The sequence below is a fragment of the Pelosinus baikalensis genome (assembly GCF_020819555.1).
Classification (GTDB): domain Bacteria; phylum Bacillota; class Negativicutes; order DSM-13327; family DSM-13327; genus Pelosinus; species Pelosinus baikalensis.
Window position 1 is genome coordinate 37300 of record NZ_JAJHJB010000013.1, and the last position, 13065, is coordinate 50364.

10 protein-coding genes are annotated in these 13065 nt (G+C 40.8%); 7 read left to right on the forward strand and 3 right to left on the reverse strand.

What is annotated here, in order from left to right:
- The first annotated feature begins 47 nt into the window (after positions 1-47).
- From LMF89_RS11030 to LMF89_RS11055, 6 genes are all read left to right on the forward strand, one after another.
- Entirely contained in the window at positions 48-743 is a 696-nt protein-coding gene (locus tag LMF89_RS11030; protein WP_229535114.1) for a response regulator transcription factor, read from the forward strand.
- Positions 736-1881, forward strand: coding sequence for a sensor histidine kinase (locus LMF89_RS11035; protein WP_229535170.1), 1146 nt, complete (start codon positions 736-738; stop codon positions 1879-1881). Before LMF89_RS11030 ends, LMF89_RS11035 begins: the two co-directional genes overlap by 8 nt.
- Positions 1882-2222: 341 nt before the next feature.
- Positions 2223-4652: a heavy metal translocating P-type ATPase gene (locus LMF89_RS11040; RefSeq protein ID WP_229535115.1), complete on the forward strand. Its 2430-nt coding sequence runs from the start codon at positions 2223-2225 to the stop codon at positions 4650-4652.
- A 262-nt stretch (positions 4653-4914) separates the two neighbouring features.
- Positions 4915-6186 (forward strand): amidohydrolase family protein, encoded by a 1272-nt coding sequence (locus LMF89_RS11045; RefSeq protein WP_229535116.1) that lies wholly within the window; start codon positions 4915-4917, stop codon positions 6184-6186.
- 560 nt (positions 6187-6746) lie between these two features.
- Entirely contained in the window at positions 6747-8147 is a 1401-nt protein-coding gene (locus tag LMF89_RS11050; RefSeq protein WP_229535117.1) for a DASS family sodium-coupled anion symporter, read from the forward strand.
- 51 nt (positions 8148-8198) lie between these two features.
- Positions 8199-9605 (forward strand): aspartate ammonia-lyase, encoded by a 1407-nt coding sequence (locus LMF89_RS11055; RefSeq protein WP_229535118.1) that lies wholly within the window; start codon positions 8199-8201, stop codon positions 9603-9605.
- Between the two features lie 192 nt (positions 9606-9797).
- Here LMF89_RS11055 and LMF89_RS11060 read toward each other — a convergent pair whose 3' ends face one another.
- From LMF89_RS11060 to LMF89_RS11070, 3 genes are all read right to left on the reverse strand, one after another.
- Complete coding sequence (locus LMF89_RS11060) at positions 9798-10052, reverse strand: spore coat protein (protein WP_007956126.1); 255 nt, start codon at positions 10050-10052, stop codon at positions 9798-9800.
- Between the two features lie 12 nt (positions 10053-10064).
- Positions 10065-10250 carry a hypothetical protein gene (locus LMF89_RS11065; protein ID WP_229535119.1) on the reverse strand — a complete coding sequence of 62 codons (186 nt, stop codon included), beginning with the start codon at positions 10248-10250 and terminating at the stop codon, positions 10065-10067.
- Positions 10251-10458: 208 nt separating this feature from the next.
- Positions 10459-11667, reverse strand: coding sequence for an esterase/lipase family protein (locus tag LMF89_RS11070; protein WP_229535120.1), 1209 nt, complete (start codon positions 11665-11667; stop codon positions 10459-10461).
- Positions 11668-12121: 454 nt separating this feature from the next.
- Between LMF89_RS11070 and LMF89_RS11075 the strand changes: the two genes are divergently transcribed.
- Positions 12122-12970: a PRD domain-containing protein gene (locus LMF89_RS11075; RefSeq protein ID WP_229535121.1), complete on the forward strand. Its 849-nt coding sequence runs from the start codon at positions 12122-12124 to the stop codon at positions 12968-12970.
- The last annotated feature ends 95 nt before the right edge of the window (positions 12971-13065 follow it).

The following is a 13065-nucleotide window of genomic DNA, read 5'->3' on the forward strand; positions in this document are numbered from 1 at the left end:
TTTCGTACAGAGGCAAGATACTAAGAGTGTATGAAAGGAGAGATATTGTGATCCAATATGCAGTATTAATTGTAGATGATGACGTAAAACTAGTAAAGCTGCTGCAAACCTATTTTGAAAAAGAGGGCTGTCTTGTTTACTCTGCAACGAACGGGTTGGATGCTTTGCAGGTAGTACGAGAGCAAAAGCCGGACATTATGATATTAGATTTGATGTTGCCCGGTCTTGATGGTTTGGACGTTTGTCGGAGAATTCGTAAGGATAATGATATTCCGATTCTCATGCTTACTGCTCGTGATGAAGAACGGGATCGCTTAGTGGGACTTGAAATTGGTGCTGATGATTATGTGACGAAGCCATTTAGTCCCAAAGAGGTGGTAGCGCGAGCAAAAGCCATTTTACGCCGTACCAATAAAGAAGTTGTGCGCAGCGGGCTCATTATAGCGGGAAAACTGATGATTGATTTGGAGCGCCATCAGGTTACGAAGGCTGGTTTAGTCTTGGAACTGACGCCAACAGAGTTTAAAATTTTAGAATTACTAGCTGCTAATGCTGGCAGAGTTTATAGTCGATTGCAAATTGTTGAACAAACCCAGGGGCATACTTTTGAAGGGTATGAGCGCACGATTGATGCCCATATTAAGAATTTGCGGCGGAAAGTTGAAATCAATCCGAAGGAACCTCAGTATATACAGACAATATACGGGATTGGCTATAAATTTGCCAGTGAAACCAATGAATAGCATTACCTATCGCATTACAGGACTCATGTTTCTGGCAGTGGCGCTAACCGTATTTTTGCTGATCTATCTGATGAATTTGCAAATGACTGAGCAATTTACAGAATATCTAATTGTTCAACAGATGGAAGCCAGTCAGCACGGTATGACGGGGCATACGACAAATCCAATGATGATGGTCATGGGGTCTTTGGAAGAGACGTTTTTGGCCTCTGTTCACCAGTCTCTTATTTGGGTTGGGATGGCCGTTTTAGTGGCGGGCCTGGTGGCGAGTTATGCTCTGGCTCGCAGTATTACTATACCCTTGCGAAATTTGAGTAGTGCTGCTGAGCAAATTGAACAAGGTAATTTTAATCAGAAAGTACCGATTGAAACCAAAGATGAAGTCGGACATTTGGCCGCTATTTTTAATCGGATGGCTGAGACGTTGACAATCAATACGAATCTTCGGAGGCAGTTTTTGGCTAATATTGCCCATGAGCTTCGTACTCCACTGTCTATTATTCAGGGACACTTGGAGGGGATGGTGGATGGAGTGATCGATCCCAGCAAAGAACAGCTTGCTTCTTTGCATGAAGAAGCGATTCGCTTAAATCGCCTGATTACAGATCTGCGGGATTTGTCCCTGGCAGAAGTTCGCCAATTAGCGATGGAAAAAAGCAGAATTGATATTAATCAAATTATTAGTCGCTCAGTGTATATGCTAAAACCTTTATCTGACGAAAAGGATATCTCTGTTTCCTGTTCACTTGCACAAGACCTTCCCGAAATCGAAGCAGATGCAGATCGGATTAGTCAAGTTTTTTATAATATTTTTGTGAATGCCATTCGCTATTCTCCCATTAAGGGCTCTGTAAAAATCATTACCGAGAAGAGTGAAGAAGCGGGGCGATCATGGATTAAAATATCTGTAGCAGACAAAGGTCCGGGGATTGATCAGGAAGATATACCATACCTCTTTGACCATTTTTACCGGGGGGACAAATCCCGGGATCGAAAAAGTGGTGGATCAGGTCTAGGGCTGGCCGTTGTTAAGCAGCTGGTAGAGATTCATGGTGGCAAGGTAGCAGTAAGCAGTGAATTAGGAGAAGGAAGTGTATTTGAAATACTACTGCCGGTAGAGCTAGAAGAGGCACAATGAACATTAGTGATACAAACAGGATATTCTTAGATATACTAGAAAGTATAAGTTTCTATAAGAAGAACGTTAAACGCAGAGGACACAAAGATGCACAAAGCACGCAGAGACGTGTTTATTCTACGCCTTTGTGTCCTTTGTGTCCGCGTAAGCGGCTCTTTGTGTTTCAAAACGTCTATTTTGCTATACATAAAAGCATCATACATGAAAGAAATGAAATTGGCTAATAATATTGACCAGAACAAAATATAGTTCTATAATGTATATATACCCTAGAGGGGTATAGTATGTGATGGGTATGCATGAGATAAAAGCGAGTTGCTTTAAAAGGATGTGGATAAATCATGACGGTTTTGAAAGAAAATCAGGCAAGTGCTGATTTACAATCAGGTACCTTTAAGATTGGCGGTATGACTTGTGCTGTCTGCGCAAGCCGGATCGAGAAAGGGTTAACAAAGCTAGCTGGTGTAAATAAAGCAGTGGTGAATTTCGCTGCTGAGAAAGCTACTGTGTCTTATGATCCGGCACAGGTTAGTGTGAAAGAGATTGGAGAAAAGATCGAAAAACTTGGTTACCAAGTGATTAAAGATAAAGCGAATTTTAAAATTACAGGTATGAGTTGTGCTACTTGTGCCAATCGCATTGAAAAAGGGCTAAATAAATTGCCAGGTATCTACGGTGCTGTTGTTAACCTGGCTGCTGAAAAAGCGACGGTAGAGTATGATCCTAGGGAAATAACCATCGAACAGATGAAAGCCAAAGTAGATGCATTAGGTTTTAAAGCTCATGATTTAACGGATCGTAATCCCAATCAGGAGGATACAGCAAAAGAGACCGAATTTAATCATCAAAAAAAACGACTGATTATATCCGCAGTGCTTTCGTTTCCTTTATTACTAGGCATGACTCTACATGTTCTAGGCATTATGGGAGGTCTTACAGATTTCTTGCACAATCCATATTTGCAATTGGCTTTAGCCACACCCGTACAGTTTGTGGCTGGGCTTCAGTTCTATCGCGGTGCTTATTCTGCTTTGCGCAATGGCAGTTCGAATATGGATGTATTGGTAGCTCTAGGAACGTCCGCTGCATATTTTTATAGTATCGCTAATATAGTGCGCGGTATATCCGAATTGTATTTTGAAACCTCTGCTATTTTGATTACCCTCATCATCTTAGGAAAGCTGCTGGAAGCAAGAGCTAAGGGACACACTTCGGAAGCCATAAAAGCACTTATGGGCCTGCAAGCGAAAACGGCTCGTGTCATCCGAAATGGCGAAGAGATGGATGTTATGATCGAAGCCGTAGTAGTCGGCGACCTTGTCGTCGTGCGACCTGGTGAAAAAATTCCTGTAGATGGCATTATTATGGAGGGAAATTCCGCAGTTGATGAATCCATGCTGACTGGTGAAAGCCTTCCTGTTGATAAAAAAGTCGATGATACAGTCGTTGGTGCAACCATTAATAAATTTGGTACCTTTACCTTTAAGGCCACTAAGGTGGGAAAAGATACAGCCCTTGCCCAAATTGTACGTATTGTAGAAGAGGCACAAGGATCGAAAGCGCCGATTCAACGTTTTGCCGATGTGGTTTCAGGCTTTTTTGTACCTACGATCATCGGTATTGCCATACTGACCTTCTTAGGATGGTATTTTGTCATGGACCCAGGTAATTTTTCTCGTGCTTTGATTAATTGTACTGCTGTATTGGTCATTGCTTGTCCATGTGCATTGGGATTGGCTACGCCTACCTCGATTATGGTAGGAACGGGTAAAGGCGCTGAGAATGGCATTCTGATTAAAGGCGCTGAGCACTTGGAAAATGCCCATAAGCTGACTTCCATTGTGTTAGATAAAACCGGCACGATTACAAAGGGAGAGCCCGATGTAACGGATATTATTCCCTTGACAGATCTAGGAAAAAAAGAACTGTTAGCCTTGGCGGTGCGAGCAGAAAAAAAATCAGAACATCCCTTGGCCCAAGCCATTGTTAAATTTGGTCAGGCTCAGGGAAGCGCTGCTACTGATCCGGATTCTTTCACTGCCATTCCTGGATATGGGGTAGAAGCAGTGATTGAAGGAAAAAGAATCTTGGTGGGTACGCGAAAATTAATGCGGGAAAATGGTATTGCTATCGATGCTCTCATCTCCCAGATTGAGGGACTGGAAGAGCAGGGAAAAACAGTTATGCTGATGTCTTCAGACAAAGAAATGTTAGGACTGCTAGCTGTAGCTGATACTGTAAAGGAACATTCTGCAAAAGCAGTGTCTGAGCTTAAGGCATTAGGGCTGGAAGTGTGGATGATCACTGGTGATAATGAACGTACGGCTCGCACCATTGCTGCGCAAGTCGGCATTGAACATGTGATGTTTGAAGTTCTGCCGGAACATAAAGCGCAAAAAGTAGAATCCTTAAGAAAAGAAGGCAAGGTAGTAGCCATGGTAGGTGACGGCATTAATGATGCTCCGGCTTTAGTGATTGCTGATGTTGGATTTGCCATTGGAACAGGTACTGACGTAGCAATCGAGGCAGCGGACATTACACTGATGCGGGGAGATTTGAGTGGAATTGTTGCTGCTATTAAGCTAAGTAAGGCGACAATGACCAATATTAAACAAAATCTCTTCTGGGCACTCATCTATAACTCATTAGGCATTCCAGTGGCGGTTGCAGGCTATTTATCACCTGTAGTAGCTGGCGCAGCTATGGCATTTAGCTCTGTATCCGTAGTCATGAATGCACTCAGGCTAAAACGGTTTAAGCCATATAATTAAGGAAAAACAATAGCGAATATTGAATTCTTCTTTCCTCACGGTGCAATAAGGTTGCAAATTTTAATTTGTAACCTTATTGCTATTTCTATATAATCAAGATATTCTAAGATTAGAGCATACTCGTTATACGTTGAAACAGATCCACATGAGAGGCGGTTGAAGAACTATTTTTGACATAGTGATTACAAATGGGATTTTAATTGACCCAGAAACCCTTACTCGGTTCCGGGGGAATATCGGAATCGTAAATGGAAAAATAGAGATGATTACAAAAGATGACATCCAAGGACTTCAAGAGTTTGATGTGGAGGGCAAAATGGTATGCCCTGGCTTCATTGACATACATGGACATGTAGATTGGGATGATTATTGCGGAGAGCTTTCCTTAAGACAGGGAATCACCACCACTGTCGGCGGGAATTGCGGTTTAAGCCCATTAGACATGAACTCTTTTTTTGCCGCTCAAGAAAAGCAAGGCTTTATCGTCAATCAAGCAGAATTAATTGGTCATTCAATTAGCCTGCGGGAAGAAGTTGGGGCCACAGATCCGTTGAAACCTGCTACACCTGAACAATTAAGGCAAATGGAATATTTGGTAGAGAAGGCTTTTGAAGAAGGGGCATGTGGTCTATCTTTGGGACTGGCTTATGCACCCGGCAGCTCGAATGATGAGATTATGAATCTGAGCAAGATTGCTGCCAGGTACGGCAGGATTGTAGCCGTAGATACGCGGATGATTACCGGCATCGATATGTATTCCTTAGTGGAAGTCATCGCCATTGCCCGCCAAACCGGTGCTCGTATCCAAGTATCTCATTTTGTATACCAATATGGAACGGGAGTTATGGAAGAGGCCCTTTCCGTAATCAACAGAGCAAGATTCGAAGGATTAGATATACGGTTTGACAGCGGTATGTATACCCAGTGGGCAACCCATATTGGCGCAGTTCTCTTTAATGAAGAATATATGGAAACCAATGGATGGAAGCTCGATGATATCCTAGTCATAACAGGTAAATATAATGGTCAGCGCTTAACTATGGATATATATCATGAGCTTCGGACTCATCATCCCCATACAGCAGTTGTTGTTTTTACCGGAATTGAAGAAGAAATCTATATGGCGCTAAACCATCCTTATGCCATGCCTTCTACCGATACGGGTACCTATCTGCCTGGAGAGGGGCATCCACAAATTGCTGGCAGTTTTCCTCGCTATTTTAAAAAGATGGTTACAGAGCGGTATGAATTAAATATTATGGAAGCAGTTCGTAAAGCTACCTTGCTGCCAGCAGAAACTCTCGGCTTCACTTCAAAAGGCCGTTTAAGAAAAGGCATGGACGCAGACATCGTAGTATTTGATATCAAGAACATTACCGATAAAGCGGTCTTTGGACAGCCTAATGCCCATCCTGAAGGAATTGATTACGTCTTTCTCAATGGCAAATTAGCTCTTGCTAAAGGAGAACTGATGGATACAAAAGCAGGAAAAGCGGTAAGATGCAATAAGCCTGTATATGATTATCAGATATAATGAGAATGAAATGCCTGAGCTTGAAAGTAGTTTTTTGATTAGATTAATAATTTAGCTGATATATCTTCATAGCCTTGCCTCCACCAAATAAATCGGAATATTTTTGAAGCCACGAATTTCGTGGCTTTTTTGTTTTTAAGTATCTATTGAGTTACTGAATGCTTGAGGAGATGAAAACATCATAAATAAGATGTCTTTTTACGGTACACTCATTTATCTGATAATCCTACAAAAAAACAAAAAATTCTAATGATTTTGCATTTGCATATTGATTGTATAATGTATACATGATACAATATACACGAAATATATTATTGATAAAAAATAATGAAGGTTAAAACGGAAGTCCAATATAGTGTGGCGAAAGGCTTTCGCTGGAAAGGAGAAGAGAGATAGTAGGAGCGATAAAGGACTTTACATGTATACAGAATATTAACTAAATATTCTATTATATATGATTACTTATTTTTACATTGTGTCGATTAAGGTCGTTAGAATGAAGTTGTTTAGCAACTATATGTTTTGTTTTATGAAAATCTGATAAAGAGAGGTGTATATGGGTGAATAAAATCGTTAGAGGAATAATTTGTATTCTAATTGGTTTAGTAATTTGGTTTGCGCCAATTCCGGAAGGAGTAAAGCCGGATGCGTGGCATTTGTTGGCAGTATTTACAGCTACTATTGCAGCGTTCATTTTGCAGCCGGTAGCTATTGGTACAGCATCCATAATTGGATTGACTACTGTGGTAATTACTGGTGTCCTTAAACCGGGGCAAGCATTAGAAGGATTTAGCAACACCGTAATCTGGCTTATCGTAGCAGCATTTATGTTTGCCAAAGGATTTATTAAAACTGGTCTTGGGCGTCGGATTGCTTATCTCCTTATGAGCAAGTTTGGTGATAGTACTCTTAAGCTGGCTTATACTATGGCTGCCACCGACTTCATCGTGGCCCCCTTTACTCCGTCTAATACTGCACGCGGGGGCGGAATTATTTATCCTATTGCCCGTAGTTTATGTACGGCTTTTGGGTCAGAGCCAGGCCCTACAGCTGGAAAAGTTGGGAAATTTTTGATTTTTAGTTCTTACAATAGCGTTATTATTTCGGCCTCTGTATTTTTAACAGGAGCATCAAATAATGTAGTCGTTATGAAGTTAACCCAAGAACTTTTTGGGCAAACCATAACTTGGACCCAGTGGTTTATGGCTTGTATCGTACCGGGGATCGTTTGTTCTATTTTGATACCCTATATCTTATATAAGATCTACCCGCCGGAACTTAAAAATACACCGGAAGCCAAGGAAATGGCGTACCAGGAATTAATCTCTATGGGCTCTATGAGCCGTAATGAAAAAATATTATTACTGATTTTTACCGGTGCTCTGATTCTTTGGGCTACCAGCAGTATCACCGGCGTTGATTCGGCCTTTGTTGCCCTGTTAGGGTTGTCTTTCATGCTAGTTACAGGAGTTCTTACTTGGGATGATGTGTTAGGGGAAAAAGGGGCCTGGGATGTACTCATCTGGATGGGTGTTTTAGTGAATATGGCAGCGTACTTAGCAAAACTTGGATTGATCACTTGGTTTGCCAAACTTGTAGCGGCGCAATTAGTCGGAATTTCCTGGGTTATGGTACTTGTGCTAGTATGCATTGTTTATACTTTTGTTCACTATGGATTTGCCAGTAATACGGCACATGTTATGGCTCTATTTAGTGCCTTTGCCATTGTTGCTGTGGCGGCTGGTGCGCCAGTACTGTTAACAGCAATTTTATTAGGCGTATTTGCTAATACCTGTTCAACCCTCACCCATTACGCTTGTGGAGTGTCGCCGATTTTCTTTGGGTCAGGGTACATTACGCAAAGTGAGTGGTGGCGGCATGGCTTTGTTCTTTCCATAGTGCACTTAGTGATATGGCTGGGAATAGGTATCCCGTGGATGAAGGTTATTGGCATCTGGTAATTATTAAGTAGGCAGTAATAAAAATTTAAATAAATTTTGGGGGAGAAAATTATGCGTTTAGAACATGACTTTTTAGGAGAAATAGAAGTTCCGGATAATGTCTATTATGGAGTGCAAACTCTGAGGGCGATGGAAAATTTTCAAATTACAGGTCAGAAACTGGATTCAGATTTTATAGATTCTATGGCCATGGTAAAGAAAGCGGCGGCAAAAGCCAATATGGCTACAGGTCGTTTAGATACAATTATTGGAGACGCTATAGTAACGGCGGCTGATGAAATTATCAGCGGTAAGTTACATGACCAATTCTGTGTTGATCCTATTCAGGGCGGCGCTGGTACTTCAGTAAATATGAATATGAATGAAGTGCTTTCTAATCGGGCATTGGAGATAATTGGTGAGAAAAAAGGAAATTATGATCGCATTTCACCAAATAATCATACCAATATGGCACAATCTACAAATGATGCATTTCCGACAGCTATTAAGGTTTGTACTATTCGTAAAGGACGCACTCTTGTAGATGCTCTTAATAATTTAGCTGCCGCTCTGGAGAAAAAGGGGGCAGAATTTAAGGATGTTCTAAAAATGGGGCGAACTCATTTGCAGGATGCAGTGCCTATTACAGTAGGACAAGAATTTGCCGCTTATGCCGCATCGGTTCGCAGGGGCTCACAACGGGTAGAAGAGGTTTTGCGCCGTTTGTTAACGGTGAATATGGGTGCTACAGCGGTCGGTACAGGGCTTAATGCTGAGCCTGAATATATTAGTGAAGTAGCCAGACAGTTGGCTGAAATTACGCATGAGCCTTTTATTACCGCTGAAAATTTAGTTGATGCTACGAATAATACGGATGTGTTCTCTGACGTTTCAGGAGCTTTAAGAACTACCGCTCTTGCCTTGATTAAAATTGCCAATGATTTCCGCCTGATGGCTTCAGGACCACGCTGCGGTCTTAACGAGCTTGATTTACCTGCGCGTCAGCCAGGATCGTCCATTATGCCTGGGAAAGTAAATCCTGTAATTCCCGAGGTGCTTAACCAAACTTGCTATCAGGTTATTGGTAATGATCTAGCTGTAACCATGGGTGTTGAGAACGGTCAATTTGAATTAAATGTCATGGAACCAGTTATGGCGTTCAACATTTTTAATTCTATTACTTATTTAACCAATGCAGTTAATACCTTCAATAAGCTGTGTGTACAAGGTGTTAATGTTAAGAAAGAACAATGTGAGAAATGGTTGGAGGGCAGTGTGGGTATTATTACCGCCCTATTGCCGCACATTGGTTATGAAAATTCATCCATGCTGGCTAAAGAAGCCTATAAAACAGGACGGCCGGTAAGGGAACTTATTTTAGCGAAAAAATTGCTAAGCAAAGATGCCATGGATATAATTTTATCTCCGGAGGAAATGACGCAGCCTGGTATTGCTGGCAAAAAGCTGGTAAATATGTAGTTACTAAAGAAAATTTCGACAAAGGTTACTTAGCTGACCACCAAATCTAATATCAGCATAAAAGCACAGTGCTGGAAGCAAACAAACTGTTTGTTGTTCAGACCGCAATCAAAAAGGTACTTTACGACAAGAGTAAAGTACCTTTTTTGTCTACGGTCTGAAATCACAACCCATCGTTGTGATTTATTTTCCTTACATTGTTGGATTCGTCAATTCAGCTTTTACTTGCTGTATTTCGTTTTGCGGAGCAGGGGCAGCTGGTTTGTAATATCCTTTTTGCGTAGCAGTTTGCGCAATTTGATATTGCCTCTGCTCGTCTTGGTTTCTCATTTGCTGAAAAGTTGAGCGTAGTTGAGAGTCACTTGTTTCAGCGATGACATTAGCGTATGTAGCTAAACTGCCTTTTATCATTGCTAGATAATCATTTAACATATCTTTATCATTCATATTCGCTTCCTCCTATTGTAAAAATGATATGAGTTTCTGTTTGGAGCTTCTAGCTGCCGATGCATCTTGTATAAACATTTGCTTTAGCTGTGCATCATTGCACTGCTGACCATACGCTTCAAGTTTGTTGGCCACAGTTTCATGACCACCAATCATGTGACGTAAATGTTGTAGTTCCACTTGATTTAATTGTGTCAAAAATAACACTCCCTTCTATGATATTACATATTTAGTATTGAGCAAAAGATACTACGTTATTCAGGTAAAAATAGGTAATTTTAAGAGTCGGGGTAAGAGTCGGGGGACGGTTCATTGACTCATTGAAATACAAGTGATATAGTGGCCCTAAAACCAAAGCGGGAGAGATTTGCATGCCATGACAAGGTAGGCAATTAAGAGCTTTACATTAATTACTTATTATTAGCTGACCTAGTTTTTCAGCAAGACCCTTATACCAGGATAAAGTTAATGCATTTGTTCCAATACCACACGCATCCATATGATCAATCGTATCTAACAAGGGCATGGAATTCCACTTGCCTATTTGTGGCACTCCGTTATAGTTGACTATTCTATCAGAAGACCAGATTTTTGGACCATTTTGCGAAATGGTATTGACTACGCCATCATTGGGCTTCCAGCTATCATCAATAATAACCCGCTCTTGATCATTACGCCTATAACTTCCTATGAATCTTCCAAATGGATATAGCAGCGGGGTCATATAAATTACATGGGGAAGTTCATTGTTCGTTAGAATACTAGGGACAGTTGCGCAGGTAGAATAAGAAAAATAGTATACATCAGATTGTGCCTTAACCCATTGATTAAGCACGCGAGCCCCATCAGTACTTAAATCCCAATTTGCAAGGTCATCCGTACTATTCCAGATAGTGCTGTTAAACACCCTGTTTGTATAGTCTGTAAGGCTTTCCCCTGACTTTTTATTCAAACCCCACTGATCAAGTTTGAAATCATAGATAAGCTTTTCACCTGCACCGGTAAAAGATGCTAGAGAAGCTACTAAATTCTTAGCAAAATCTCCAAAAATATTGATTCCGTCTGCAAGTGTGGTACCATCATGAGTAGAAGCAATAGTAGTAACACTGTGAACCCACGATTTACCGCCTGCGAAGAGAGAACTTAATTGGGATGACGTTGCATTTCTTTCCTCGTCACTGCCTTCCTTTAGTAGTTGAACAAGGGTGCGTACTGTCTGACCACCCATGCTGTGAGCCACAAGATGAATTTTATTTACTTTACCTTCCGTCGTGAGATTGCCCCATTCAGGATAAAGACCGGGATATGTCCTTCCATACCTGCTATGCCCCTTTTGTGTAGAATGTGCGTGACCGTAGTCTACCGTTCCTCCCTTGATATAGGCATACAACTCACAAGCTCTGTCCCAATTGCTGGATACAGGACCTACCGTTGCAGTATAAGCCGTGTAACCATATGAGGAAAGCTCTTGTTCATAGTCAGTTATCCCTCCCCAATATTTTAGTCCCAGTACCTCGTTTCTGCCCCAACCCATAAATCCATGTACTAGCACTATAGGGTAAGAGTTGACGTTTGATTTCATTACCATTTCATTCCTTTGCATTACAGTATCCATTTTAAATTCCTCCTTTAATTATGATATACTTATTACATTCTTACGTAGGTTTAGAATTCAACTGCCAATGTAAAATTTTTCTCTCATTCTTTATCTGAAAAAAGCTAAGAAACGGTTCTTTTGAGTCAAATAAACAAATGTGATAGAAAAAGGAGGCGATTGAGATGCCCCGACAGATCACCAATAAAGTAAAACAAAAGCATTAGATGGTAGATCAACGCAGAAAATAACATGGCTGGCAGGAATAAATCAAAGTGTAATTGCTAAAGCTTAACTCAATTAAGCAGTTCCTTTGATTATTTCTACTTGTCATGACCAGATATGGTGTGATATAATTTCTATAAAGAGTGGCGTGTTACGGTAACGGCATTAGCCAGTAAGAATAATGAAATTGGGATGCCAATATCATTTTCTTGCTGGCTATTCCCTTTTAAAAAGACAGGGGGAGTTGCAATTGGCAACGATAGAGGGCCCATTTACTGTTCAACGAATTTTAAGCAATAATGCAGTTATAGCAAATACCGTGATTGGGCAAGATGTTATTTTACTCGGTAAGGGAATGGGGTTTGGACGTAAAGCAGGCGATCTGTTAAAAAGTCCGAAATATGAAAAAATTTATGTCGTTCCCGAAGGTGTGGCAGAGCAGCAGGCCTTAAGTTTAATCGAGCAGGTGGAACCAGCAGTGATACAAGTTGCAGAAGATATTATTGAGTTAGCCAAGACACAGCTTGGCCAGGCACTGCATCCTCGCGTCTATGTGGCACTGACAGATCATATTAATTTTACATTAATTCGCCTGTCGCAAGGCATGGAGATCAAAAATCCCTTTATCTCTGAAATTGAAGTCATGTATCCAGACGAGTTTTATGTGGCGACACAAGGCGCTAAGTTGATTGCTGAAAAATTAAGTATAACGATTCCCCGGGAGGAAATTGGTTTTATTGCCTTGCATCTGCATGCGGCTAGGCACAATAGGTCAGTTGGTGAGAGTTTAAAGCACTCCCAAGTTATTAGTAAGGTCATTCAGCATATTGAAATTCAAATAGGGCCTTTGCAGGAAAATAGCGGTCTTAATTATACAAGGTTACTTACACATTTACAGAGTAGTATTCACCGAGTGGTAACTAATACTGCGATTGAGAACCCATTTATGGAGCATTTAAAAAAAGATTTTACCAGATCCTATGAGCTTGCTAGGCAAGTAGGTGATATTATAGAAATGGAATTGCAAGTAAAAGTTCCAGATGCTGAAATCGGATATTTAACAATTCATTTGGAGCGTATTCGCGGTAAGCATCATTGATAATTAAATAAGTATATACGTGTTACTGGTAAAGCAGGCATGAGTTGTTAATGAGGAGATCTATCCTCATAATGACTCATGCTTTTTTATTATAG